This window comes from Arthrobacter sp. 2MCAF15 (assembly GCF_052115605.1).
In the GTDB taxonomy this organism is placed as follows: Bacteria; Actinomycetota; Actinomycetes; order Actinomycetales; family Micrococcaceae; genus Arthrobacter.
The window spans coordinates 16,741-39,652 of the sequence record NZ_JBFRGZ010000006.1 but is presented as its reverse complement, the minus strand read 5'-3'; the positions used below and the strand labels follow the sequence as shown (position 1 = coordinate 39,652).

The following is a 22,912-nucleotide window of genomic DNA, read 5'->3' as shown; positions in this document are numbered from 1 at the left end:
AGGACATCCAATGTTCATCGACCGGTCACCGGCCGCGGGCAACCCTCGAGCAGAAGATGAGGGTGTTAACTGGGAGGGTGACCTCCCTACCGTCGGCGCGTACCCAGAGGCTCGTGCTGTGGATCGCGATTCTCGCGTCCTTCGTGTCGTTTCTGGACAGCAGCGTCATCAACGTGGCGCTGCCGGCCATTTCCCGTGAACTGGGCGGCGGACTGACGACGCAGCAATGGGTTGTTGACGCCTACCTGATTACCCTGGGTTCACTGATCCTGGTGGCCGGTTCGCTCTCTGATCTGCTCGGACGCGTTGTGGTCCTCCGCGCTGGCCTGATCGGATTCGGCGCAACGTCGGTGATGTGTGCGCTGGCCCCCACGGAGGAGTTCCTGATCCTGGCGAGGGCGCTCCAGGGCGTCGCGGGCGCCCTGCTGGTGCCCAGTTCCCTCGCCCTGATCACCTCAAACTTCGACGACGCTCCCCGGGCGAAAGCTATCGGGCAGTGGACCGCCGGTACAACCGTGGCGTTCATCGCGGGCCCGCTGCTTGGGGGAGTGCTGGTGGACTCGGTGGGATGGCGTTGGGTTTTCGGAATCAACGTCCTGCCCATTGCTTTGACGCTGTACATGTTGGGCGTGTTGCGGGCCAAGGATGTTCGGGTCGCTGGGGTGCGCATCGACTACCCGGGCGCCGTGCTTTGTGTTCTGGGGTTGGCGGGTCCGGTCTACGCGCTGATCGAACAAGGCAACTATGGCTGGCGGAGCCCGCTTATCCTGATGCCGTTCGTCCTGGGCATCCTGTGCCTCGCCGGATTCATTTGGCGGGAACGGACCGCGCGGCAGCCTCTCCTGCCACTCAGCCTCTTCTCCGTCCGAAACTTTGCCGTCGGCAACGTGGCGACGGCCTTCGTCTACGCGGCGTTGTCGATCGGGGGATTCATCATCGTGCTCTTCCTGCAGCAGGTGGCCGGGTTTCCGGCGACGTTGGCTGCTCTGGCGTTGCTTCCGGTCAGTCTCGTCAACATCCTCCTGGCATCATGGTTTGGCTCACTGGCCGGGCGGTTCGGGCCGCGCTGGTTCATGGCCCTGGGACCCGCGCTCGCAGGAGTTGGCTACCTCCTGATGCTCGCAACTGAAATCCCGGTCAACTATTGGACCCAGCTGATGCCTGGAATCCTCCTGTTCGCAGTCGGGCTCTCAGCGACAGTCGCACCGCTCACCGCCGCCATTCTCGGCTCGGTGTTAGAACAGCAGGCCGGCATCGGCTCTGCAGTAAATAATGCCGTGAGCAGGGTTGCGGGTCTGGTCGGCATCGCAGTGGTCGGCCTGGTTGTGGGCGGCAAACTTGAACTGGACGGATTTCACCGGATGCTGGGCGTGACCGCCGTCCTGCTCATCCTCGGAGGCATAGTTTCCGGCGTCGGTATCCGGAACCATCCCATGCCGCAGGCGGGCCTGTTACGACACAAAGCCGGATCGAAAAGCATCCGGGGCAACCGGCAGACACGGCCGGGCTGACGGCAAATCGGAGGCCCAGAGCCGGCAGGGCAGACCCCACCCCTGACTCGGCCCAGTGGGGCCCGTCAGCAGGCCTTGCCCGGGTATGACGCTCCTGCGACGATGGCAAGGTGAACAGGCCTATCGGATACTGGGTCAAGCGCCTGGACGCGGCGCTGGAGGCACAACTCGATTCCACGCTGGCCCGCGTCCACCTGACCAGACGGCAGTGGCAGGTCCTCAACTTGTTGAGCTCGGCACCCGCAACTCCGGCGGAGATATGGGATTTCTTGCGCCCCTTCGACACTGGCGACGGAGGACAGGAACGCGACCTGGCCGCGCTCGTTCGCAGGGAGCTCGTTTTCCTCCTCGATGGCCGCCTCGCCCACACCGGGGCCGGCTACGCCTTGCATTCGGAGGCCTCCAGACTGGTCGAAGCGACCCGCCATGAGCTCACGGCAGGCATCGGAGCCGATGAGTACGCCATCGCTGTCAGCGTTCTCGAACGCATGACCAACAACGCCGACCGGCTCGCGGCGAGATAACTGCTTTTGGGGCAGCTTGCCATGGTCAGGGCTTCTGGGACGCCGCCGCGGACGGGTCAAGGTCCGCGAGGGTTAGTGGATGCGCCGGCGCCTCCGGGAAGGGGAACGTGGCCGTCACGGCCAAATCCGGATCAACGTGCACCATTTCGCCGGGACCCATGGGACGCCACCCCGGGTTGGGATCCATGGGCTCGGTGGCGATGAGGACATGCGCGAAACGGGACAGATCCCGGCTGTGGGCGTGGATGCGGGCGCTCCGTGCATCCAGGGGCGCCGGCTCGGCGCCCGCGGCGGGCTTGCGTTCCAGCACGTGCAGCTCATGGGTGGCCGGGTACCTGACCGCCCAAAGGTCGGTCGCCGTCGTCACGATGAAGTTCAGGCTGAAGACGGGCAATTCCTCGGCAACCCACCGGATGGCCCGGGTGATGCCTTGCCCGACATCGCCGCCTGCGCGCCGGCTCTCGGCGGTGATCAGCGCAAAGAGGCGTTCGCTGTCCGTCTGGCCGTGCACCAGATCGGCGACGCCGAGCCCGGCCAGGCGCTGATTGAGCCGCCCCAAGTCGCCGAAGGCGCCGTTGTGGGCGAACAGCCGCCCGTCCTGCTCAAACGGGTGCGTGTTGACCATGGTGTGTGCGCCGGTGCTGGCGTACCGCACATGGGCAAGGAAAGTGGTGCTCTTCAGGACCCGGGCCTCGCGCGCGAAGGCGTGGTCCTCCCACGCCGCAAGCGGTTGCTTTGCCACGTGGGCCCTGCCGTTCGCGTCAAAGGTGCCTATCCCGGCGCCGTCGGGCTCCCGACGGCTTTGGGCCGACAGGCTGTCCGGGGCGTCCAGGAGCCAGAACGTCGCCCGGACCGGACCAGGCCCGGCGTGCAGGCCGAACAGTCGGCACATGGGCCCTCCTCCTTATGGTGTGTCGGCCGCAGCCGCGGCACGACCTGCCTGTTGGTCACGCTACCCGCGGCGGCCGTTGCGCCCAAGCCAATTGCCCTCCACCCTTCCTGGCCTTCGTCATGTACATCATTGCGTGAATACATGTGCGGCTGTACTTTAGAATCATGGAGACCCTCACGCATGCCCCGGTGCTGGCACGGTTCGGCTACGCGGTTTCGGACCCTACCCGGGCCCGCACCTTGCTGGCCCTGGCAGACGCGCCGGCGTATCCGTCCGATCTTGCCGACTCCCTCGGGGTATCGCGGCAGAGCATGTCCAACCATCTGACCTGTCTTCGCGGCTGCGGGCTTGTGGTTGCGGTTCCGGATGGCAGGCGGACCCGGTATGAACTTGCTGATGCCCGGCTGGGCCATGCCATCAAGGACCTGATCGGCGTGGTACTCGCGGTCGACCCGTCCTGCTGCGCCCCGGACGGGACGTGCCTGGCATGACGGCCCTCCTGCACGCGCCGGCGCCTGAGCGCCGGGCTGTCCTGACCAGGCGGATCCGGCTGTTCGCCGCCGCAACCATCACCTACAACGTGATCGAGGCCGTCGTGGCCCTGTGGGCGGGCGGCGTAGCGGACTCTTCGGCGCTGATCGGGTTCGGACTGGATTCCGTGATTGAGGTTGCGTCGGCACTGGCGCTGTCCTGGCAGTTCTCCGCGAAGGATCCGGAGCGGCGTGAGCACCTGACGCTGCGGATCATCGCCATTTCGTTTTTTGCCCTGGCGGCCTTCGTCACCGCAGATTCCGTCCGGTCCCTCACCGGCGGGGGCGAGGCGCAGCACTCCGTCCCGGGCATCGTCATCGCCGCCCTGAGCCTGGCCATTATGCCTGTCCTTTCCTGGCTGCAGCGCCGGGCGGGCCGGGAGCTGGGTTCCAGGACCGCGGTCGCCGACTCCAAACAGACCCTTCTGTGTACCTACCTTTCCGCGGTCCTTCTCGTCGGCCTGGTGCTGAACAGCACCCTGGGCTGGTGGTGGGCGGACGCCGGCGCAGCCCTGGTCATTGCAGCGATCGCCGTCCGCGAGGGCATCAACGCCTGGCGCGGAGATGTTTGCTGCGCCGTTCCGCACGGGGCGAATGCCGGTGAGGCCTCTCAAACTGGGGCCGATCCTGCGCCCGGCGCCGGTTCGGGCTGCTGCGAGGGCTGCGGAACCGGGCCCGGACCACAGGATGTGGAATTGACGTTGGCTCCCGGAAGCACTGAGTTGTAGGCCTGCCGGGTCCCCGGCGGGCCGGTCAGATGGCGGGGGAGCGGCGCTCGATCAGGACGGTGTCACGCCACTGTCCGGTAAGCGGGCCGTGGGCCATCCTGGCGATGCGGCTCCTGCGCCCGACGACGACGTAGCCGTTGGCCAGGTGGAGTTTGAGGCTGGCTTCGTTTTCGGGGAAGACGCTGGCCTGGATGGTCCAGATCCCGTCACTCTCCGTGGAGTCTGCCAGGGCATGCAGCAGCGCCGCGCCCAGGCCGCGACCGCGTGCATCGGCTGCGACGTAGACAGAGTGCTCCACCACGCCAGCGTAGGCAGGGCGGGCAGAGACGGGGGCGACGGCGGCCCAGCCAAGGATCCGGCTGTCTGCGGTCTCTGCGACGAACCGGTGGCGCGGCAGTCTTGAAGCGTTGAAGCGTTCCCAGTCGGGCGCCTCTGCCTCGAAGGTGGCGTGGCCGGTGGCGATTCCCTCACGATAGATCCCTTGGACGGCCGGCCAGTCGCCGTCGTGCATGGCGCGGATCGTGATCGCAGACAGTTCGAGCGCGGTCACAGGGCCGCCAGGAGTCCGGCTGTCCGCTCCAGGGCGCCGGGAACCAGGGAGTAATACGCCCACGTGCCGCGCTTTTCGCGGTGCAGCAGCCCAGCGTCGACCAGGATCTTCAGGTGGTGGGAGACGGTGGGCTGGCTGAGGTCCAGCGGTTCGGTCAGGTCGCACACGCAGGATTCGCCGGAGGGATCGGCCTTGACGATGGAGAGCAGCCGCAACCGGTTCGGGTCGGCCAGCGCCTTGAAGACCAGCGCCTTCTGCTTCGCCTCCTCAGCACCGAGGGCAGGCACTCCTGCCGGGGTGCAGCAGGTTTCCCCGGTGGCCGGTTCGAGGACAGGGAGCAAGTTCATGTACCTATTATGCCCGGATATTGATAATCATCAATGTACAAAAGTGTGAGGAGTCGCCCGGCGGCCGGCGAGGCTAGGTGCGGGCTGGCTCGGAACTGTGCGCCAGCACGACGTCGTCCGCGGTGCGGGCCGCCGAGGGGAACAGGATGAGGAGGAGTCCGAGACCCGCTGCCGCGCCTACCAGCTGTGCCGCGACGAAGCCGGGAACGGAGGCGGGTGCGATGCCGGCGAAGGTGTCAGTGAAGATTCGGCCCACCGTGACGGCCGGGTTGGCGAACGATGACGAGGAGGTGAACCAGTAGGCGGCCCCGATGTAGGCGCCCACCGCCGGTGCCGCGAGAACGCCACGGGATGTGGCAGCGAGGGCGAAAATGAGAAGGATGAGCCCGGCGGTACCGACGACCTCGCCCAGCAGGTGTCCCGTGGTTGCACGCTCCTTGGTGGAGATGGAGGTGCCTACCTCAAACATTGCGTTCGCGACCAGGCTGCCACCGACCGCACCCACAGTCTGGGCAACCACATACGTGCCAAGCTCCGGCAGGCTCAATCCGGTGCCATTGCGCCGGCCCAGGATCCAGTCGGCGGCCGAGACCGCCGGATTGAAGTGCGCACCGCTCACGGGCCCGAGTACAAGGATCAGCACCGTCAGGCCGAGGACGGTGGCGGTGCTGTTCTGGAGCAGCTGCAGGCCCGTGTCATTGGGGGAGAGCTGCTGGGCGGCGATTCCGGAGCCGACGACGATCATCACGAGCAGGCTGGTGCCGAGCAGTTCGGCGGTGGCGCGGCGCCATAACGGCGGCTGGTTTGAAGTCATGGCAACAGCTTGACTGAAAGAATTGCCTCAATCAAAATTGAACCAATGAATATTGAGACAGCAGGCGCTTTCCGGGCGAGGGTCGCCAAGCACGCGGCCCTCGCTGATCCTGCGCGCCTGCGCATCGTTGATCTGCTGACGCTGGGTGACTTCTCCCCGACGGAGCTGCAGGCGGAGCTAGGGATGCCGTCAAATCTGCTCTCCCATCACCTGCGCGCCCTGGAAGAGGCTGGGCTGACAACCCGCCACCGCTCCGAGGCCGACCGGCGCCGCAGCTATGTTCAGCTTGTTGCCGGCGCCCTGGAAGGCCTGGTGCCCGGGGCTGAGCACGGGGCCCGCCGCCTGCTGTTCGTCTGCACACGAAACAGTGCCAGGTCCCAGCTGGCCGCCGCGCTCTGGGGGCATGTCAGCGAAATCCCCTCGACGTCGGCGGGAACGCATCCCGCGGAGAGCATCGCCCAGGGGGCCATTGAGGTCGCCCGCCGCCACGGCGTCGATCTGGCAGACGTTCCACCGCGCAAGCTGGAGCAGGTGGCGGGGGAGGGGGACTTGGTGGTGACCGTGTGCGACAACGCCCATGAGGAACTGGCCAGCCTCGGCGGTGTGCACTGGTCCGTGTCGGACCCGTTGCGCCTGGGTACCGATGAAGCCTTCGAGCAAGCGTTTACGGATATCGCCCACCGCATCAACGGCCTCGCACCCCGCGTGATCGCCGCCTAAAACCCGAACCCACAAATATTGACAAGTATCGATTTATAGTTCGATACTTCAAGCATCGACAAGCATCAATGTCTACGCAGTCAAGAGTGGTGCGGGAACGACGACCTCATCAAAACCGATCCACACCTAACTGATTCCAGGAGAAACCCGTGAGCACCGAAACCGCCAAGAAGCCCTCCGTCCTGTTCGTCTGCGTCCACAACGCCGGCCGCTCCCAGATGGCCGCCGCCTTCCTGACTACCCTCGGCGAGGGACGGATCGAGGTCCGGTCCGCCGGTTCCCAGCCCGCGGACAAGGTCAATCCGGCGGCCGTGGAGGCCATGGCCGAACTCGGGATCGACATGTCCGCCGAGATCCCGAAGATCCTCACCACCGAGGCTGTGAAGGAATCCGACGTCGTCATCACCATGGGCTGTGGTGACGAATGCCCCTATTTCCCCGGCAAGCGGTACGAGGACTGGGTCCTGGAAGACCCCGCCGGGCAGGGCGTGGACTCCGTCCGCCCGATCCGCGACGAGATCAAGACCCGCATCGAGGATCTGATCGCGTCGCTCACGACCGTCGCCAAATAGCCCCCCCGCTGAGCATTGGGAGATTCGGACCCGCAGGCTTCTCCCAACTGAACCGCCACACCTACGGATCAAACAGAGGAAACCATGGATTCTGCGAAGAACCTTCCCGTTGCAGTGATCGGCGCCGGGCCCGTGGGCCTGGCGGCCGCGGCCCACCTGATCGAACGCGGCCTGGAACCTCTGATCTTCGAGGCCGGCCCGTCCGCGGCCGCGGCCATTGAGCAGTGGCGCCACATCCGGCTGTTCTCCCCGTGGCGGTTCAACGTCGACGCCGCCGCCGCCCGCCTGCTCGAAGCCTCCGGCTGGAAATCGCCCCGCCCCACGGCCCTGCCCTACGGCGGAGAACTCATCGATGACTACCTCGCCCCGCTGGCCGCCCTCCCGGCCATCAGTTCAAAGCTGCAGACCGGCGCCAGGGTCATCGCCGTGACCCGCGCCGGCATGGACAAGACCCACACCCGCAACCGCGACAGCACGCCGTTCGTCCTCCGGGTCCAGCACACGGACGGAGAAACCCGCGACCACACCGTGGCCGCGGTCATCGACGCCTCCGGCACCTGGTCCACCCGCAACCCGCTGGGGACCTCCGGGCTCCCCGCCATCGGCGAAGACTCCGCCGCGGACCGGATCTCCGCCCCGCTCCCGGATGTCACCGGCCGCGGCCGTGCCGCGTTCGCCGGACGCCGCGTCCTGGTGGTCGGCGCCGGTCACTCCGCCGCCAACACCCTGATCAGCCTGGCGGACCTGGCCAAGGATGAACCGGACACCCGGATCCTCTGGGCGGTCCGCGGCGCGTCCGCCGGGAAGGTCTACGGTGGTGGCGACGCCGATGGGCTGCCCGCCCGTGGCCAGCTCGGTGCCCGCCTGCGCCGCCTCGTCGAGGCAGGAAGCATCGAACTGCACACCGGCTTCGGCATCGGGTCGCTGAAATCCCTCGATTCGCACGTCTCCGTCGAGTCCGTGGACGGCCGCACCCTCGAGACCGACATCGTCGTTCCCTGCACCGGGTTCCGCCCGGACCTGGACATTCTGCGTGAACTCCGGCTGGACCTGGACCCCGCCGTCGAAGCACCCACCGAACTCGGCCCGCTCATCGACCCGGAATTCCATTCCTGCGGCACCGTCCCCCCGCACGGCGCAGCACTGCTGGCCCACGCGGAGAAGGACTTCTACATTGTCGGCATGAAGTCCTACGGCCGGGCTCCGACCTTCCTGCTCGCCACCGGCTACGAACAGGTCCGCTCCGTCGCGGCCGCCCTGGCCGGCGACCGCGAAGCGGCCGACACCGTCCAGCTCGAACTCCCCGAAACCGGCGTCTGCTCCTCCGACGCCGGAACCAGCTGCGACGTCCCGGCCGCCCCCGCGGCATCAGAGTCCTCGTGCTGCGCGGCTCCTGAACCGGTGCTCGTCGGGTTCCCCACAGGACTGTCCCACGGCCGCTCCGGCGAAACCGGCTGAAGCGGGCCTAGGAGCTGGTGCTGGACGCCAGCACGCCCAGGCCGAGTGCGGCGATGATGCCGCTGCTGCCGCGTTCGAGCCACCGGCTTACGCGGGGGCGCTGCAGCCATGCCATTGCTTTCGCCGCCGCGATGGCGACGGCCGCCAGATAGAGGAAGCCGATAATGCTTTCGATGGCGCCAAGCACCAGAGCGGTGTCCAGAGTGTTGCCGCCGTGGGGAATGAACTGCGGCACGACGGCGAGATAGAACAGACCCACTTTGGGGTTCAGGAGTGTGGAGAGTGCGCCGGCGCCAAACCCTGCCCTTCGGCTGTGGCTGCGGCGCGGAGGGTGTCCGGCCGTTGTGGTGGTGGTTGTCCTGCCGCGGGCACGGATCAGCGACGAGATACCCAGGTACAGGAGGTACAACCCGCCTGCGATCTTCAGCCACCGGAACACTTCCGCGGAGTCCTCCAGCACGGCGGCGAGCCCCACGCCCACCAGCGCCGCCCAGACCATGGAGGCCAGCGCCGAGCCGAACGCCGCGGCCAGGCCGGCCCCGGCACTCTGCAACGAGATCCGGAGCACCAGGAAGGTGTCCGGGCCCGGAGTGACGGAAAGCAGCAGGCACAGCCCGGCAAAGGCCAGCAGGGTTACGGCAGTCATGAGGACCATTGTCGGGGTGCCGGCCGCCTGGTTGCAATTACCGCGGAACTGTAAGACGTCGTCGGACGCGTTCATAACCAGTTCACATCTATGGGTGCCCTGCCAGGGAACCCCATGCGCCCCGAACACCTCCTAGTGTTGTCCTATGACCGCAGAGAACCGGGAAGAAGTTCGTGAGTTCCTCACGACGCGGCGGGCGAAGGTGCAGCCGCAGCAAGTGGGACTGGCCCCTGGCACGAACCGGAGGGTCCCCGGGCTCCGACGCACCGAGGCCGCGCTTCTGGCCGGAGTGAGTGTTGAGTACTATTCGCGGCTGGAGCGCGGGGACCTCGCCGGCGCCTCGGACGCGGTTCTTCACGCCATCGCGGATGCGCTCCTGCTGGACGACGCCGAACGCGACCACCTCTTCGACCTCGGCCGTGCCGCGAACGCGTCGCCGGCCCACCGAAAGCGCCGTTCGCCTCGCAGCCGGACGGTCCGTTCCGGCCTTCAGCTGGCTCTCGACGCGATAACGGGCGGCCCCGCCCTGGTGCGCAACGGCAGGCTGGACATCATCGCCGCGAACATCCTCGGCCGGGCACTCCACGTCGAGGCGTATGCCGCTGCAGAACGGCCCGTAAACCTGGCCCGGCACGCCTTCCTGGACCGTGGGAAGGCCGAACTGTTCTATCCGGACTGGGATGCCGCGGCCGATGCGATCGTCGCGATCCTTCGAACCGAGGCGGGCCGCGACCCCTACGACAAGGGCCTCCAGGATCTCGTCGGCGAACTGTCCACCCGCAGTGAGGAGTTTCGGGCCAAGTGGGGCGATCACAATGTCCGCCGCCACGCCACCGGCATTAAGCGGTTCCACCATCCGATTGTCGGTGACCTCGAATTCCTCTTCGAAGGCACCGAGCTGATGGCCGACCCCGGCTGGACCCTCCTGATTTACACGGCCGAACCCGGGACACCCACCGCGGAGCGGGTGCGTCTCCTGGCGAGTTGGGCTGCAACCCAGGAACGGGAAAGCGCGCCCGAAGCCCCGGCCCGCAGCGAGCTGGGCAGCGCGTCCTAGCTACACGGCGGGAGGCTGCAGGGCGGGGATGACCAGTCCGGTGCCGCCGTCCACGGTGACGCGCTGGCCTGTTGTGAGGATGCCGGTGCCGTTGCGGGTGCCCATGACGGCGGGAATGCCATATTCACGGGCCACGATGGCGGCGTGCGAGCCTATCCCTCCGGTGTCCACCACGACGGCGGCGGCCCGCTGGAACAGGGGTGTCCAGGACGGGTTGGTGTAGGGGCAGACCAGGATTTCGCCGCTGCGAAGGTTACCGAATTCCGCCGGCTGCAAGATGACGCGCACCGCGCCGGTGGCCGTGCCCCTGCTGGCGCCCGATCCTTTCACGAGCGCATCCGCGTCCTGCGCCGCCTCCCCGAAAAGATCGCTCAGTTCCAGGAGCGGAACGGCTTCGAGGTCGCGGCGCTTGGCGGTGCGCGCGATCACGAGGCCGCGCCACCGGACCCGTTCGGCGGCCGTGAGGCGGTCAGGGTCGGCTATGGCGCAGAGCTCTTCGAACCGCAGGTGGAAGACCTCGTCCGGCCGGTCGATGATCCCCGCAGCTTGCAACCGCTGGCCGAGGCTCAGGAGGGACCTGCGCAGCGGGGGAAGGAGCGCCGTGGCGTAAAAGTGCGTGTCCTCCCGGAAGGCCATTCCTGCCTTGGCCTGCTCGACTGCGTTCAGCACCAGGCGCCGGAACCGGGGGCTCTTCATGGCCGGGTGGGCCAGGAGCGTCCGGAGCGCGTTGCCGGTCTGGTCCGTTTTCGCGGGCGGGGCATCAACCAGGACTTCGACCAGTCCCAGGACAACCTCAGGTACCTCGGACCAGGTGGGTGAACTGCTCAGCACCACGCTGGCCGTCTCCCGGTGGCCATACGTGCGCAGGAAGTCCCCGAAACGGCCCGCGAAGTCCGTGTACCGTGGGTTGGCCAGGATGGCCGCCAGATCCGGGGCGCCGGGCTTTTCAAACAAGGCCCGCAGGCCGGGGTCGGCGCGCACCAGGCCGGCCAGGGTTTCCAATTCCTGGTTCGCGGCGCTGGTTTGGGTGGGTGCGCCGGCGTCCAGGGCGGGGGCCAGCCGTGATTGGCCGAGCAGAAGCAGCAGCGATCTCAGCCTGGCCTGGGAGATCAGCAGGCCGGGAAAATACGAGACGCGCAGGTCGGTGACCGGTGACAGCCCCGCGAAAATGCGGCGCACGTGCTGGAGGGTCTGGGGCCAGTCCAGTTGACTGGGATCCTGCGTGTTCATCCTGTCCACCTCTGCTAGATAGGCCGTGAGCCGGGCGTCGCTGGTCCAGTGCGACAATTTGAAGCGCCGGCTCCTGGCCAGGATCAGCACCGGCGCGCCCAGGATCTTGAACGTGGGGCGGGGTACGGGCGGCACCAGCCGGACCACCACGCCGTCCGCTTCGGGAAGGATCTGCGCGACGGCGGGAAAGCCAACGCCGATGCTGCCGGCCATCTTCCCGAGCATGTCGAACAGCCCGAGTCGAAGCCACCCGGAAACATCCAGCGGATAGGGCCGCTGGTTGAACATCTCGACATACGTGGGGCCGATTCTCTTCTGCAAGAAGTTCAGGCCCACCGGCTCGGGCGGCAACGCCGTCATCGGACGTGCCTGCAGCAGAAACACCCTGCCGCCGGACACCGCCCATTCCATGTCCTGCGGTACGCCGAAAAGGTCCACAGCGCGCGCACAAAGTCCTGCCAGCCGGGCGAGCTGGTCCCTCGCCAGCGCAGGCTTGCTGGTCCCGTCCATGGCGGCACTGGCACTGGCGCTGGCACTAACGCCGGGAATGGATCCGGCACCGGTGAGCACCGCAGCGCCCCCGGGCTGCCAGCTCAAGAGCCTGCCGCGTCGGTCCATCACGAAGTGTTCGGGGGTCACGGTCCCCGAGACGACAGCCTCACCCACACCCAGGCCGGCGTCCAGGAGGATCCGGTCCCGTCGCCCCGTGATCGGGTCTGCGCTGAACATCACTCCGGCGACGTTTGCGTCCACCATCCTCTGGACGACGACGGCGATCGCCAGGCCGTCCGGGGTTATGCCCTGCCGTGCCCGGTAGGAAATCGCCCGGTCGGTCCACAGCGACGCCCAGCAACTTTCGACCGCCCTGAGGAGCTCCTGTTCTCCGACGACGTTCAGGAAGGTGTCTTGCTGACCGGCGAAGGCGGCTCCAGGGAGGTCTTCGGCCGTGGCGCTGGAACGGACGGCCACAGCACCGGATCCCAGGCGCCGGTAGGCGGCAGTGATCGCGCCGCGTATGCCCGCGGGCATGGGCGCACCGCTGAAAGCTGCCCTGATCCGTTCTCCCTCCGCCCCTTCCCGCAACAGGCCGCTGAGGGTCTGGGCCAATCCCGTCTCTTCGAGCATCAATCCATAGGCCACGGTGGTGATGACGAACCCGGGAGGCACCGGAAAACCGGCCCGTATCAGCTCGCCCAGGTTCGCCCCTTTCCCGCCGGCGACGGATCTGTCGCCCGCGCCGACGTCGGCCAGGCCAGCCACAGTGCCGTCCGGAGCCGCCACCCTGCCCGCTGCGGGGCGCTCGCCAATCATGGGGGCGCGCTAGTCGCCCGCGGCTTCACGGCCGCGACGCACTATGAGCCGGTCAGGGCTGTGGACCACTGATGTGTCCTTGTCCTCGTAGTCGAACTGGTTCAGGAAGTAGCGCATGGCATTGATCCGTCCGCGTTTCTTGTCGTTGAACTTGATGGTGATCCATGGTGCGTGGTCAGTGTCGGTTCGCACGAACGTCTCTTCCTTGGCCGCCGTGTACTCCTCCCACCGGTCCAACGAGGCCAGGTCTATGGGGGAGAGCTTCCAGCGCCGCACCGGGTCTATTTGCCGGATCGCAAAGCGGGTGCGCTGCTCATGGCGGGTCACCGAGAACCAAAACTTGGTCAGGTGGATCCCGGAGTCCACCAGCATCCTCTCGAAGAGCGGCGCCTGAACCATGAACGTGTCGAACTCCTGCTCCGTGCAGAAGCCCATGACCCGCTCCACGTTCGCCCGGTTGTACCAGGAGCGGTCGAACATCACGATCTCCCCGGCCGATGGCAGGTGCTGGATGTAGCGCTGGAAGTACCACTGGCCAAGTTCACGGTCGGAAGGTTTACTCAGTGCCACCGCCCGGGCCGAGCGGGGATTCAGGTGCTCGGTAAAGCGTTTGATGGTGCCGCCCTTGCCGGCCGCATCCCGGCCTTCAAAGACGATCACGTGCCGCAACTCCTGGTCCTGGCCCCAGTACTGGAACTTGAGCAGCTCTACCTGGAGCCGGTATTTCTCCAGCTCGTACTCCTCGCGGGACATCCGTTCCTCGTAGGGGTAGTCCTCCCGCCACGTCTGCACGGCCGAACCGCCGGGGTGGATCAGTTCTGGATCCTCCCCTTGCCCGCCGCGCACCGTGTAGCCCATCTCCACCAGGTGGTCGATGGCCTCCCGCAGGTTTTCCCGGAGCCAGCCCTGATCCTCGGGTGTCCACGTCCTATCCGCCTGCGACATCCCAGGCCCCCTCTCGCCTCGCTGAACCGTCACCTGAAACATACGGTGCCGACTGCGTTCGATACTCAGCTGAGACACAACCGAGTTCATCGAATGCGACCAGCGTAAGCCGCCGGGTGGAACTGAGGATAGAGACCAGCCGGGGGACTGGCCGCCGCACCGCCACACCCGCCGGGACCGGCTGGGGCGGCAACGCGGGAAGGGGGCCGAAATTCCATGGCCTTCGGCTCAGGCGAGCGTGATGCCCGTGAGCTCGGCAAGCTTGGCGGTGAGCCTGTCCTGGAAGCCGAGGTCGGTGACCTCGGGGGCGGGCTTCCGCTGCCGGCGGTGGTGCCAGTAGCCGCCGGAGACCAGCGCGGCGGGGTCCTCGCTGACCGCCAGCCAGCTCTGGGTGTCGTGGCCCATTGCAAGGTCATCGGGCGCCCCGGGGCCACCCATCCTGGTGGGGACCCAGCCGGGGTCGACGGAGTTGCTGAGCACGGAGGGCCAGCGGCGGGCCACCGCGGCGGAGAGCGCCGAGACGTAAAGCTTGCTCTCGGAGTAGGCCGCGCCGGCATTCCAGCGCCGCCCGGTCCAGTCGATGTCCTGGAGACTGCTGCCGGCACCGTGGTGCATCCCGCTGCTGACGTAGATCAGGCGGCCGGGACGAGCCATCATCGCGGTGAGCAGGTAGGGTGCGAGCACGTTGACGGCCAGCGTGCGGGAGTGTCCCTCCGGGGTCGCCATCCGCCCGGCCGAAAGGTAGACACCGGCGTTATGGATGACGGCGTCCATCCGCCCGTGCGCGTCGACCTGTTCGGCGAGGTGCCGGGTTTCGGCGGCGCTGCTGAGGTCACCAATAACAACGCCGGCCGCTAGCGGGGCGAGTCCAGCGAGGGCGGCCGCACGTTCCCTGGAGCGGGCGTGCAGCAGGACCTCATGGCCGTCGTGGATGAGCGCCCGGGCGGTGGCGAGGCCGAGTCCGTCGGTTGAGCCGGTAATGAAAATGCGTGCCATGGCGCCGGCGGTCAGAGTGCTCCGCCGGCGGCCTCCGGTGTTCCGGAGTCGTGGTTCCCTCCGGCTTGCCCGGTGTGATGGCCGCCTGATCCGTGGTGTCCGCCGATACCGCCCTGGTCGCCGACGCGTTCACGGGCCAGGAAGTTTTCGACGTCGAAGAGGTTGTCCGCGCGGCGGGCAATGTTCAGCAGCGTGGTCATCGAGGCGACCTCTTCGACCTGCTCTTTGAGGAACCAGAGCATGAATTGTTCGCCCAGGGCGTCGTTCTCGGCCCTGGCCGCGGCGAAGATTGCCTTGATGTTCTCGGTGACTTCCAGTTCCTGCGCGAGGGCAAGGGCGAGCGGTTCCTCGACGTTCGCGAAGTCGTTCCGGACCGGATCGATTCCGGGGATCTCGATCTTCAGTCCGCGGTCCAGGATGTAGCGGACCATCATCATGGCGTGGTTGCGTTCTTCGAGCGACTGCCGGTAGAAATGCTTGGCCAGTTGCGGAAGGTCCTGCCCGTCAAACCATGCGGCCACGGCGACATATTGGTGGGAGGCGGCGAATTCGTTGCCGACTTGGCGGGTCAGCAGTTCGGTGAAACTGGCGGTTCCCATCAGGGTCTCCTCGCGTTGTTGGTGTGCCAAATCGCGGCAGGACCGAGGGGACGGCCGCTTCACCGCTGGACTGGACTCTTTCGAGACTCCCTGATGCGCACGGGCCGGTCAATACCTTCCAGACCGCGCGGTGCTGCGGGTTCTCGGCGGACACCGTCCCATTCTTCGCTAGGGCGTGTCCGCCTATGCCGGGAAATGCCGGGGTATAGGGTCAGCCGGTATGGCGCTGCGACTTGTTCAGGTGAATTTCAAGGCTCGGGATGACTCCGCGCTCGGCCGGTTTTGGGCGGAGGCGCTCGGCTGGGGTATTTCCAGCGAGGGACCCGGTGTGACCAATGTCGAACCCGTGGGCTCCGTCTACCCGGACCCCGCCGCCTTCTGCGTCGATGTCGTCACCGTCCCGGACCCCGAGACGGTGAAGTACCGCACGCGCCTCGATCTCAACACAGCTTCTGCGGCCCACCAGGTAGAGCTGGTGGAGCACCTGTGCAAGCTTGGTGCGACGCCCGCCGACGTGGGCCAGGGTGACGTGCCGTGGACGGTTCTGGCCGACCCGGAGGGCAACCTGTTCCGCGTGCTGGAGCCTCGAGCGATCTACCGGGACACCGGGCCGATCGCCGCGGTGGTAGTCAGCTGTGCGGATCCGCGGGCCATGGCCCGGTTCTGGGGCGAGGCGACGGACTGGACCCTGCACGAGGTGACTGACCATCATGCGAGGCTGCGTTCGGCCAACGGCGTCGGGCCATATCTGGAGTTTCTTCGCACGCCCGCCGTGCGGTCGGTGTGGGGCCGTGTCCACCTCGACCTGAGGCCGTACCCAGGGGACGATCAAGCAGCAGAGGTGGCCCGGCTGCGGGCTTTGGGCGCCACTATCGCCGACGTCGGTCAGGGCGATGTGCCGTGGGTGTGCCTCGCCGACTCGGAGGGCAACGAGTTCTGTGTCCTCACCCCTGGCTGACGCAGAGCCCCGGCTCGTTGCTTGGGCCGCATCGGCCCCGCGCCGGACGGCGTCGCTAAGCGGATTCGAGAACCTTCTTGAGGTTGGCCAGCTGGGCGACCTCGGCGTTCATGGTGCGGACGGTCATCGGGCCCACGAGCTTCATGAGCCCCTTGGGCTGCATATCCAGGGTGAACAGAACGGTCGTTCCCCCCAGCGCTTCACTGAGATGGTAGGCGCCGGCCGGTCGGGCCGGGCCGGCGACGACCTGGAAGGCAAGCTGCCTTGCGGGGGCGTGCCGGCCGGAACCTAGCGGATTGCCTCTTCGCGCGCGTCTTCCCGCGCTACGTCCTGGGCCCCGCCCAGGGGGCTCAGGGTCAAGCCGGAGGTGTGGAGGAGAGTGCCGAGCAGGGATCGGGCAGCCGCCAGCAGGACATTCACCTCAGGGCTGGCCAGTTCGTAGAACAGCCGCCCTTCGCGCCGGGAGGGGACAATCAGTCGCTGGCGGCGGAGCAGGCTCAAATGCTGGGAGAGGTTGGAGGGCTCCAGGCCGGTGCCGTCGCGCAGCCTGCTCACGGCAACCGGCCCGTCAGCGAGCATTTCCAGCAGTTGGATTCGAGCAGGGTGGCCCAAGGACTTGAAGAGTTCGGCCTTCACATCGGTGAGGGCCATACCTGCGGGAATATCATCCGGCATCGGGGCTTCCCTCCTTCACATATACATTTTCTGAGCCGCGCGTCTGCGCAGAACCCGTCGCAATAAATCTTGCATTTGCGAGACAGAAAAGTCTGTCTCGCAACGGTCACTATTGGCCCGCTCGCACGTACATCCTAGCGCCCGGACACCGCCATGTCGCCGCCGTGTCGCGCCTCCGGTAGACAAAGTGTTACCTCTTGCGCAGGTCAGGACCATAGTTCAGACTTTCATGAATTCATCAATTAGATCCGGCCCCCTGTGTGTGGCTGGTGTCGTACGGGTGGATGCAGGCTGTTCCCGGTGACAACGGCGTCGCCGGGAACAATCGGGTCTCAGCTTTCTGGAGGGTTCTATGACCGGCATGTTCGAACTGTTCACCGATTCCGACACTTCCTACCGATTCCGACTGACCGCCCCGGACGGGACCATCATGGCCCTCTCCAGGTCCTTCCCAGACAAGCGATCAGCTGTGGCTGGGATCGCCGCCGTGCGGGAGTACGCCGGCATGGGGCACGTGACAGAAATTGCGAAACCGCAGAGCGACGACGTCGACCGGTCCGCGGAAGGCAAGCTTTCACAGGCGGCCGTTGTGCACCGCAGCACCAATGAGGCACGCGCCGTTGAGGCGCACGCGCCAGGGAGGTCGGTCCGTGATGGCGCGTCCGGGTCTCCTGGCCGGCCGCCACGCATTCGAATCCCATCCGCCGCACGATTCCTGGGCGGAAGGGCCGTCGTCCGGAACCAGCAGTTGATTGCGCGGTGGCGGCAGGCCCTGGACTCGCGGACCGGTGAGGTCGGGCTGAGCTCGTGCTGACCGGCGTCGTGATCCGCGACACCCGGCTGGGCAGGTAGCGCGTCCATGGCCGAACTGAAGGCACTGCAGGCCTACTCCAGCGCACTGGTCGGCGAAGATTGCCCCGCTGGGACCTTTCGCTACGAAGTGGATTCCGGGGAACTCGAGTGGTCTGAACAGATCTACCAGATCCACGGCTACCGCCGCGGTGAGGTTGTGCCGACCTTGGGCCTGGTGGTGTCCCACACGCATCCCGACGACCGCAAGCGGTGCAGGGAAATCTTTGAGGACGTGTGCCGTGGGGGAGGATTCTTTGCCAACTACCATCGGCTCTTCGACGCCCGCCGGCGGGAGCGCCGCGTCCTCGCCGCGGGGGAAGGTGTTGTCGACCGCGAGGGGAAAATACTCTACGTTGAGGGCTTCGTGCTGGATCTTACCAGGACGATCCAGCTGGAAACGGACCGGTCCGCCCGCGATGCCATTGCCGGTGCCATCGGCACTCGGGGCCTGATTGAACAGGCCAAGGGCATCCTGATGGGTATTCTGCACATCGGTTCCGACGCAGCCTTCGAGCGGCTCTCCGCCTACAGCCAGCACCACAACATCAAGCTTGCCCATGCGGCCTCGGCAATAGTCAGGCTGGCAAACAACACGCAGGAAAGTGCCACGCTCCGCAGCCTGGTCCACGCACTGGACAGCCGTTTCTCGGCACGCCATGATGCGGACCGCGTCCTTCATCCGTAGGGGGACCCGGTGCCCCCGGGCAGGACCAGGCGGCGGCCAGCGCACTGGCCAATGCGCGCGGCCGGCACGGCGCCGGGACCGCAGACAGTCATATAGGAATGGAATGCACTGAGGCAGACCGGTCTGTCCGCCCCTCCGCGGTGTAAAATCCTTTTATCATGACTGTCAACGATGCTGCGGGTCCTACGTTATTGCCCGCTACAGCCATGGTCGGCCGCGATGAGCCGGTGGACCGTATTCTTGCCACTGCCTACGAGCTATTTTCCAGTCGTGGCATCCGTGGAGTCGGAGTAAACGAGCTGATCAACAGCTCGGGGGTCTCGAAGGCCACCTTCTACCGGCATTTTCCGTCGAAGGACGCCCTGGTGCTGGCCTTCCTGGAGCTCCGCGACCAGGTGTGGACCGTGGACCTGATTGTCGGGGAGGCCCGGAAGCGGGGCACCACCCCCGAGGAGCAGCTGCTCGCGGTATTTGACGTTTTCGGCGACTGGTTCCAGCGTGATGACTTCGAGGCCTGCTCGTTCATCAACGTCCTTCTTGAGATGGGCGCCGGCCACCCCCTGGGGAAGGCGAGCATCGACTACCTCAGCCGCATCAGGGGTCACATCCAGGCCCTGGCCGAGGAGGCTGGACTGGACCGTCCCGAGGAATTTTCGCGCTCCTGGCACATTCTGATGAAAGGTTCCATCATCTCGGCCACCGAGGGGGACCTGTTGGCCTCCAAGCGGGCCCAGCAGATGGCGCGCTGGCTCATCGAACACCACCGGAACCTCTAACCGCAATCCTGGAACCGGGCGACTGACCCGTGACTGACTCCGCCCGCTAGCCCTGCTATCTGGCGTGTCCGCCGCTGCCGCGGGGCAGCGGCGGACACGCCATCGTCACAAGGGACTGGATTCAACCATTGCGGCTAGAACCGGATGGCGTCGATGACTTTCACCCGGACCGCCACGACGGCGGGGATCGCCCCGGCCAGCGCACCGACTAGAACGGCCGACGCCAGGCCGAGCAGTGCCGCGTCCAGCGGGAACGGCGGATACTCAGTCAGGCCCGGTGCGATCTTGGATTCGAGCCAGGGGTTCTTCACCACCGCGACGGCGAGCATTACGCCGGCCACCCCGGCCACGGCCGTTGCCACGACCGATTCCATCATGACGCCCAGGAAGATGCGCCGGGACGTGGCTCCGAAGCTTCGCCGAATCCCGATTTCGCGCACCCGATATCGCACGGTGACCATCGAGATGTTCAGCATTCCCACCGCCCCAAGCAGCAGAACGAGCCCGGCCACCCCGCCTACCGCAAGCTGGGCCGGTGCAAACGGATCTCCGTAGCTGGCGTAGTCCATGCGGTCCACCTGGGCTTGCATGCCGGGGAATTGCTGCTGAAGGTCCGCCGTGATGGCTGCCTTGAGCTGATCGGCCTGCTCGTCCTGGACCCAAATCTTGAACTGCCCGGGTCCTGACTGGCCGTCGGTGGTGATCCCTGCCCGTCCTGCAGCGCCCGTGAGGATGTAGGCCGAGGGCGGTGACTCCGGATAGGGGTCCGGTACCACCCCAATGATCACTGCCGAGGCCCTCTGTGCTCCGGCCATCGTGATCTTGGGGCTGGTGACCAGGTTCGGCCGTCCGGCGGCGTTGTAAAAACCTTCGGAGACCACAAGCGCAGGTGCCAGCCGCTCGTCGTCGTTCGCAGCGAACCAGCCTCCCTGGCTGACGTCAACCCGGTGAATGACGCCGTAGCCGGGATCGATCACCTGCAGCTGCACGGGCTGGACGCCGTGGGGGAACTGAAAGGACTGCTGCGTCTGGGTCAAATGCGTGAAGTACGTAATGCCGTACCGCTCCAGAATGCCGCGGTAGGCCTCCTCCAGCTGTTGGGGATCGGGTTCGTTCGGGCCGTAGACCCCGACGCCGAGCGTCGCCGAACGGCCGCCGTTTCGTTCCGAACTGGCCTTGAAGCCCTCCCGGGCGAGGTCGCCGACGCCGACCACCGAGGTGAGGGCCGCGACCGAAAGTGCAACGCCCACCAGGGCCAGGAGAATGCGCGTCTTATTGATCCGTAATTCCTGCCAGGCCTCCACGAGGGCCGACACCACCCCGGTCATGCAGGCACCCCTGCCGGAATCTCCGCGGCGGCGAGGACGCCGGCATCAAGCCGGTAGCACGCCCGGGCGAGGGCCGCGACGTTGACGTCGTGCGTGATGGTGATCAGCGCGGCTCCCGATTCGGTTGCCACCATATCCAGCAGCGCCATGACGGCCTGCCCGGTGTCGACGTCGAGCGCCCCGGTGGGCTCGTCCGCCAGGATGAGCCGGGGCCGGCGAACCAGGGCACGCGCGATCGCCACTCTTTGCTGTTCCCCGCCGGAGAGCATGTTCGGCAGTGTATCCGCGCGCTGGGCCAGGCCCACGCGGTCCAGCATGTCCATGGCCAATTCCCTCCGCCGCCAGAACTGTGCGCCCTTGGCATACAACAGGGGAGTGATGACGTTCTCCAGCGCGCTCCGGCCAGGCAGGAGATTGAACTGCTGGAACACGAAGCCCACCGAGGAGCCGCGCAGTGCAGCCCGCGCGTTGCCGCTTAGCTGCCGCACCGGGGTTCCCTGGAAACGGAGTTCCCCGCTGGTGGGCAGGTCCAGCAGCCCGAGGAGGTTCAGCAGTGTGGATTTCCCACACCCGGAACGCCCAATCACCGCCGTGTGGTCTCCGGCATGGACGGCAAGGTCCACGCCCCGGAGGATGTGCAGTTCTTGATCGTCGGGAAGCCGGACAGCCCGGGTCACGCCCTCCAGGGACACCAGTTCTTCCATGGTCATCCGCCCGCCGGGATGGAACCGGGTCCGGCGAACTGCTCGCCGGCCTGGCGTGCGGGGGCGCCGGGAATGAACTCCAGCACAGCTTCGCCTTCGGCCAGGCCGGAGACTATCTCCACCATCGAGCCGTCGTTGAGGCCCAGCTGCACCTTGCGTTCCTGCGGCTCGCCGGCCGGGGTTCCGGTTGAGGAATCCGGTGCAGCTCCCGCGGGAGCGAGCCACACGGATCCTTCCTTCACGCTGCCGCGAACGGAGGTGAGCGGCACCGTGACGACGTCGGCGGCCTGGCCTGCGGTCACAGTCATTGTCGCGCCCAGGCCTGCGAATACCTCCACGCCGGACGGAACGGCACAGCTGACGGTTCCGGTCGGCGCGCCGCCCTGTTCAGGGCCGCTGCCCCCGCCCGGGACGGCGACGGCGTACGGCACCGTGCGGCTGACCCCGCCCGACACGCCGCCCACGTTCCCTGATACGCCGCCGCTGGCAGCTTCCTTCAACGCCACCGCGGGGCAGGAGAACGGGGCAGGGCCCCCGACGACGGCGATCTCCGCCGAGCCGGGCTTGGCCAGCAGACGGTACTGCTGAGCCGCGTCGATGGATCCGCTGACAGTAAAAGTGCCCGGGTTGACGGTCCCCGCAGCTTCGCCGACTCCAACCTGCTGGTTGAGCAGAACTGTGAGGCTTTCCAGCCGACCCGTCGCCGGGGCGAGGACGTCGGCATATGTATAGACAGGACCGGTGCGCGTCACCGGCTGCCGGGCTTGTGACGGCGCCTGGTCAGCCGCCGTTACAAGCCCGGCGGTGTCCTGTGTTGTTGATTCGGCGACCACTTCGGTTCGGACCTGGTAAATACGGTCACCGGATGTGACTGGTTGGCCCTCCGCAAGAAAAAAGTGCGTCACGACTCCGGCGGTTGTGTTGCGGATTCCCACCGGAGCATCGCTTTGTACGGTTGCCTTGACCTGCACTGCATTTGTCACGGTGGCCCGGGTGGCCTGAACCACCGGGACGGCCACCTCCGCGGAGGGTCCGGCAAGGACCTCTCCCGGCTTCATGCCATCGATAAATGCGATCTTGACCAGTGCCACTGCTATGACGGTGAACACGGCCAGCCATGCCACGGGCATGACGACGCGCCTGAAAATTCTCATCTCTGCCCCATTCGGTAACTCCCCACAGAACCTCTCTGCGAGAGATGCATTTCACAGCCTATAGGGGAGCCTTCTCCGGCTGGGGATGCCGCGTATTCGGCCCGTCGCTGGGCTCGCTGTCGGACGCCGGCAGCGAGCGCCGATGCGATTGTTGGGTGCGGGCATGCCCTAAGCTGTCGATATGGGACTAATAATCACATTGCTTATCATTTGGCTTGTTCTTTCGATCCTCGGCTTCGCCGTCAAGGGCCTGCTCTGGCTGGCAATCATCGGCCTTGTGCTGCTGGTGGCTACGGCTGTTTGGGGCTGGGTGAAACGAAAGGCCCGGGCCTGACGTCCAGTTAGATCTT

The 22,912-nt window shown here is 66.6% G+C and carries 26 protein-coding genes; 13 read left to right on the top strand and 13 right to left on the bottom strand.

Annotated elements, in window-relative coordinates; all coding sequences use genetic code 11:
* The first annotated feature begins 113 nt into the window (after positions 1 to 113).
* The gene (locus AB4089_RS08905) at positions 114 to 1,511 is read left to right on the top strand and encodes an MFS transporter (RefSeq protein WP_441408926.1); all 1,398 of its coding nucleotides are present in this window, start codon (positions 114 to 116) and stop codon (positions 1,509 to 1,511) included.
* Positions 1,512 to 1,621: 110 nt separating this feature from the next.
* Positions 1,622 to 2,035 (top strand): MarR family transcriptional regulator, encoded by a 414-nt coding sequence (locus tag AB4089_RS08900; RefSeq protein ID WP_441408925.1) that lies wholly within the window; start codon positions 1,622 to 1,624, stop codon positions 2,033 to 2,035.
* Between the two features lie 25 nt (positions 2,036 to 2,060).
* Here the strand turns inward: AB4089_RS08900 and AB4089_RS08895 are convergent, their stop codons facing one another.
* A complete protein-coding gene (locus tag AB4089_RS08895; RefSeq protein ID WP_441408924.1) occupies positions 2,061 to 2,927 on the bottom strand; it encodes a class II glutamine amidotransferase in 867 nt (288 codons plus the stop codon).
* Positions 2,928 to 3,091: 164 nt separating this feature from the next.
* On the opposite strand from AB4089_RS08895, the gene AB4089_RS08890 reads away from it, so the two are divergent.
* Positions 3,092 to 3,418, top strand: a complete 327-nt coding sequence (locus tag AB4089_RS08890) for an ArsR/SmtB family transcription factor (RefSeq protein ID WP_441408923.1) — start codon at positions 3,092 to 3,094, stop codon at positions 3,416 to 3,418.
* Positions 3,415 to 4,185 carry a cation transporter gene (locus AB4089_RS08885; RefSeq protein WP_441408922.1) on the top strand — a complete coding sequence of 257 codons (771 nt, stop codon included), beginning with the start codon at positions 3,415 to 3,417 and terminating at the stop codon, positions 4,183 to 4,185. Before AB4089_RS08890 ends, AB4089_RS08885 begins: the two co-directional genes overlap by 4 nt.
* Positions 4,186 to 4,210: 25 nt before the next feature.
* On the opposite strand, the gene AB4089_RS08880 is transcribed toward AB4089_RS08885, so the two are convergent.
* The 3 genes from AB4089_RS08880 to AB4089_RS08870 form a co-directional block, all read right to left on the bottom strand.
* Positions 4,211 to 4,696: a GNAT family N-acetyltransferase gene (locus tag AB4089_RS08880; protein WP_441409073.1), complete on the bottom strand. Its 486-nt coding sequence runs from the start codon at positions 4,694 to 4,696 to the stop codon at positions 4,211 to 4,213.
* Between the two features lie 35 nt (positions 4,697 to 4,731).
* Positions 4,732 to 5,082 carry an ArsR/SmtB family transcription factor gene (locus AB4089_RS08875; protein ID WP_441408921.1) on the bottom strand — a complete coding sequence of 117 codons (351 nt, stop codon included), beginning with the start codon at positions 5,080 to 5,082 and terminating at the stop codon, positions 4,732 to 4,734.
* 73 nt (positions 5,083 to 5,155) lie between these two features.
* Positions 5,156 to 5,896 (bottom strand): aquaporin, encoded by a 741-nt coding sequence (locus AB4089_RS08870; protein WP_441408920.1) that lies wholly within the window; start codon positions 5,894 to 5,896, stop codon positions 5,156 to 5,158.
* Between the two features lie 45 nt (positions 5,897 to 5,941).
* Here AB4089_RS08870 and AB4089_RS08865 point away from each other — a divergent pair, with 45 nt between their 5' ends.
* The 3 genes from AB4089_RS08865 (at position 5,942) to AB4089_RS08855 (ending at position 8,646) form a co-directional block, all read left to right on the top strand.
* Positions 5,942 to 6,616 (top strand): arsenate reductase/protein-tyrosine-phosphatase family protein, encoded by a 675-nt coding sequence (locus AB4089_RS08865; protein WP_441408919.1) that lies wholly within the window; start codon positions 5,942 to 5,944, stop codon positions 6,614 to 6,616.
* Between the two features lie 149 nt (positions 6,617 to 6,765).
* Entirely contained in the window at positions 6,766 to 7,188 is a 423-nt protein-coding gene (locus AB4089_RS08860) for an arsenate reductase ArsC (protein ID WP_390202580.1), read from the top strand.
* A gap of 84 nt (positions 7,189 to 7,272) precedes the next feature.
* A complete protein-coding gene (locus tag AB4089_RS08855) occupies positions 7,273 to 8,646 on the top strand; it encodes an FAD-dependent oxidoreductase (RefSeq protein ID WP_441408918.1) in 1,374 nt (457 codons plus the stop codon).
* A gap of 7 nt (positions 8,647 to 8,653) precedes the next feature.
* Here the strand turns inward: AB4089_RS08855 and AB4089_RS08850 are convergent, their stop codons facing one another.
* Positions 8,654 to 9,292, bottom strand: coding sequence for a LysE family translocator (locus AB4089_RS08850; RefSeq protein ID WP_441408917.1), 639 nt, complete (start codon positions 9,290 to 9,292; stop codon positions 8,654 to 8,656).
* Between the two features lie 145 nt (positions 9,293 to 9,437).
* Between AB4089_RS08850 and AB4089_RS08845 the strand changes: the two genes are divergently transcribed.
* Positions 9,438 to 10,349, top strand: a complete 912-nt coding sequence (locus AB4089_RS08845) for a helix-turn-helix transcriptional regulator (protein ID WP_441408916.1) — start codon at positions 9,438 to 9,440, stop codon at positions 10,347 to 10,349.
* On the opposite strand, the gene AB4089_RS08840 is transcribed toward AB4089_RS08845, so the two are convergent.
* The 4 genes from AB4089_RS08840 to AB4089_RS08825 form a co-directional block, all read right to left on the bottom strand.
* On the bottom strand, positions 10,350 to 12,890 hold the full coding sequence (locus AB4089_RS08840; protein ID WP_441408915.1) for a PEP/pyruvate-binding domain-containing protein: 2,541 nt from the start codon (positions 12,888 to 12,890) through the stop codon (positions 10,350 to 10,352). It lies immediately after the preceding gene.
* A gap of 9 nt (positions 12,891 to 12,899) precedes the next feature.
* On the bottom strand, positions 12,900 to 13,835 hold the full coding sequence (gene ppk2 / locus AB4089_RS08835; RefSeq protein WP_441408914.1) for a polyphosphate kinase 2: 936 nt from the start codon (positions 13,833 to 13,835) through the stop codon (positions 12,900 to 12,902).
* Positions 13,836 to 14,063: 228 nt separating this feature from the next.
* Positions 14,064 to 14,831 carry an SDR family NAD(P)-dependent oxidoreductase gene (locus AB4089_RS08830; RefSeq protein WP_441408913.1) on the bottom strand — a complete coding sequence of 256 codons (768 nt, stop codon included), beginning with the start codon at positions 14,829 to 14,831 and terminating at the stop codon, positions 14,064 to 14,066.
* A gap of 11 nt (positions 14,832 to 14,842) precedes the next feature.
* Positions 14,843 to 15,430 (bottom strand): ferritin, encoded by a 588-nt coding sequence (locus AB4089_RS08825; RefSeq protein ID WP_441408912.1) that lies wholly within the window; start codon positions 15,428 to 15,430, stop codon positions 14,843 to 14,845.
* A gap of 220 nt (positions 15,431 to 15,650) precedes the next feature.
* Here AB4089_RS08825 and AB4089_RS08820 point away from each other — a divergent pair, with 220 nt between their 5' ends.
* Complete coding sequence (locus AB4089_RS08820; RefSeq protein ID WP_441408911.1) at positions 15,651 to 16,388, top strand: VOC family protein; 738 nt, start codon at positions 15,651 to 15,653, stop codon at positions 16,386 to 16,388.
* Positions 16,389 to 16,676: 288 nt separating this feature from the next.
* Here the strand turns inward: AB4089_RS08820 and AB4089_RS08815 are convergent, their stop codons facing one another.
* Positions 16,677 to 17,063, bottom strand: coding sequence for an ArsR/SmtB family transcription factor (locus tag AB4089_RS08815; RefSeq protein WP_441408910.1), 387 nt, complete (start codon positions 17,061 to 17,063; stop codon positions 16,677 to 16,679).
* A gap of 352 nt (positions 17,064 to 17,415) precedes the next feature.
* On the opposite strand from AB4089_RS08815, the gene AB4089_RS08810 reads away from it, so the two are divergent.
* The 3 genes from AB4089_RS08810 to AB4089_RS08800 all read left to right on the top strand — a co-directional run bounded on the left by AB4089_RS08810 (position 17,416) and on the right by AB4089_RS08800 (position 19,376).
* Positions 17,416 to 17,877, top strand: a complete 462-nt coding sequence (locus AB4089_RS08810; protein WP_441408909.1) for a YegP family protein — start codon at positions 17,416 to 17,418, stop codon at positions 17,875 to 17,877.
* A 45-nt stretch (positions 17,878 to 17,922) separates the two neighbouring features.
* The gene (locus AB4089_RS08805; protein ID WP_441408908.1) at positions 17,923 to 18,600 is read left to right on the top strand and encodes a PAS and ANTAR domain-containing protein; all 678 of its coding nucleotides are present in this window, start codon (positions 17,923 to 17,925) and stop codon (positions 18,598 to 18,600) included.
* A gap of 206 nt (positions 18,601 to 18,806) precedes the next feature.
* Positions 18,807 to 19,376 carry a TetR/AcrR family transcriptional regulator gene (locus tag AB4089_RS08800; RefSeq protein ID WP_441409072.1) on the top strand — a complete coding sequence of 190 codons (570 nt, stop codon included), beginning with the start codon at positions 18,807 to 18,809 and terminating at the stop codon, positions 19,374 to 19,376.
* A 134-nt stretch (positions 19,377 to 19,510) separates the two neighbouring features.
* Here AB4089_RS08800 and AB4089_RS08795 read toward each other — a convergent pair whose 3' ends face one another.
* From AB4089_RS08795 to AB4089_RS08785, 3 genes are read right to left on the bottom strand one after another with little or no spacing between them, the layout of a single operon-like run.
* Entirely contained in the window at positions 19,511 to 20,704 is a 1,194-nt protein-coding gene (locus AB4089_RS08795; protein ID WP_441408907.1) for an ABC transporter permease, read from the bottom strand.
* Entirely contained in the window at positions 20,701 to 21,414 is a 714-nt protein-coding gene (locus AB4089_RS08790; protein WP_441408906.1) for an ABC transporter ATP-binding protein, read from the bottom strand. Before AB4089_RS08790 ends, AB4089_RS08795 begins: the two co-directional genes overlap by 4 nt.
* The gene (locus AB4089_RS08785; protein ID WP_441408905.1) at positions 21,411 to 22,562 is read right to left on the bottom strand and encodes a hypothetical protein; all 1,152 of its coding nucleotides are present in this window, start codon (positions 22,560 to 22,562) and stop codon (positions 21,411 to 21,413) included. Before AB4089_RS08785 ends, AB4089_RS08790 begins: the two co-directional genes overlap by 4 nt.
* Before the next feature lie 181 nt (positions 22,563 to 22,743).
* Between AB4089_RS08785 and AB4089_RS08780 the strand changes: the two genes are divergently transcribed.
* Positions 22,744 to 22,896 (top strand): LPXTG cell wall anchor domain-containing protein, encoded by a 153-nt coding sequence (locus tag AB4089_RS08780; protein ID WP_441408904.1) that lies wholly within the window; start codon positions 22,744 to 22,746, stop codon positions 22,894 to 22,896.
* Positions 22,897 to 22,912: the final 16 nt, after the last annotated feature.

Bases quoted from the DNA above. Each gene is read 5' to 3' on its own strand.
- AB4089_RS08800 (WP_441409072.1), top strand. From the start codon at position 18,807: ATGGTCGGCCGCGATGAGCCGGTGGACCGTATTCTTGCCACTGCCTAC.
- AB4089_RS08825 (WP_441408912.1), bottom strand. From the start codon at position 15,430: ATGGGAACCGCCAGTTTCACCGAACTGCTGACCCGCCAAGTCGGCAAC.
- AB4089_RS08880 (WP_441409073.1), bottom strand. From the start codon at position 4,696: ATGCACGACGGCGACTGGCCGGCCGTCCAAGGGATCTATCGTGAGGGA.
- AB4089_RS08885 (WP_441408922.1), top strand. From the start codon at position 3,415: ATGACGGCCCTCCTGCACGCGCCGGCGCCTGAGCGCCGGGCTGTCCTG.
- ppk2 (WP_441408914.1), bottom strand. From the start codon at position 13,835: ATGTCGCAGGCGGATAGGACGTGGACACCCGAGGATCAGGGCTGGCTC.
- AB4089_RS08830 (WP_441408913.1), bottom strand. From the start codon at position 14,831: ATGGCACGCATTTTCATTACCGGCTCAACCGACGGACTCGGCCTCGCC.
- AB4089_RS08795 (WP_441408907.1), bottom strand. From the start codon at position 20,704: ATGACCGGGGTGGTGTCGGCCCTCGTGGAGGCCTGGCAGGAATTACGG.
- AB4089_RS08865 (WP_441408919.1), top strand. From the start codon at position 5,942: ATGAATATTGAGACAGCAGGCGCTTTCCGGGCGAGGGTCGCCAAGCAC.
- AB4089_RS08780 (WP_441408904.1), top strand. From the start codon at position 22,744: ATGGGACTAATAATCACATTGCTTATCATTTGGCTTGTTCTTTCGATC.
- AB4089_RS08850 (WP_441408917.1), bottom strand. From the start codon at position 9,292: ATGACTGCCGTAACCCTGCTGGCCTTTGCCGGGCTGTGCCTGCTGCTT.
- AB4089_RS08855 (WP_441408918.1), top strand. From the start codon at position 7,273: ATGGATTCTGCGAAGAACCTTCCCGTTGCAGTGATCGGCGCCGGGCCC.
- AB4089_RS08870 (WP_441408920.1), bottom strand. From the start codon at position 5,896: ATGACTTCAAACCAGCCGCCGTTATGGCGCCGCGCCACCGCCGAACTG.
- AB4089_RS08820 (WP_441408911.1), top strand. From the start codon at position 15,651: ATGGCGCTGCGACTTGTTCAGGTGAATTTCAAGGCTCGGGATGACTCC.
- AB4089_RS08790 (WP_441408906.1), bottom strand. From the start codon at position 21,414: ATGACCATGGAAGAACTGGTGTCCCTGGAGGGCGTGACCCGGGCTGTC.
- AB4089_RS08810 (WP_441408909.1), top strand. From the start codon at position 17,416: ATGACCGGCATGTTCGAACTGTTCACCGATTCCGACACTTCCTACCGA.
- AB4089_RS08785 (WP_441408905.1), bottom strand. From the start codon at position 22,562: ATGAGAATTTTCAGGCGCGTCGTCATGCCCGTGGCATGGCTGGCCGTG.
- AB4089_RS08815 (WP_441408910.1), bottom strand. From the start codon at position 17,063: ATGCCGGATGATATTCCCGCAGGTATGGCCCTCACCGATGTGAAGGCC.
- AB4089_RS08875 (WP_441408921.1), bottom strand. From the start codon at position 5,082: ATGAACTTGCTCCCTGTCCTCGAACCGGCCACCGGGGAAACCTGCTGC.
- AB4089_RS08895 (WP_441408924.1), bottom strand. From the start codon at position 2,927: ATGTGCCGACTGTTCGGCCTGCACGCCGGGCCTGGTCCGGTCCGGGCG.
- AB4089_RS08890 (WP_441408923.1), top strand. From the start codon at position 3,092: ATGGAGACCCTCACGCATGCCCCGGTGCTGGCACGGTTCGGCTACGCG.
- AB4089_RS08805 (WP_441408908.1), top strand. From the start codon at position 17,923: ATGGCCGAACTGAAGGCACTGCAGGCCTACTCCAGCGCACTGGTCGGC.
- AB4089_RS08840 (WP_441408915.1), bottom strand. From the start codon at position 12,890: ATGATTGGCGAGCGCCCCGCAGCGGGCAGGGTGGCGGCTCCGGACGGC.
- AB4089_RS08845 (WP_441408916.1), top strand. From the start codon at position 9,438: ATGACCGCAGAGAACCGGGAAGAAGTTCGTGAGTTCCTCACGACGCGG.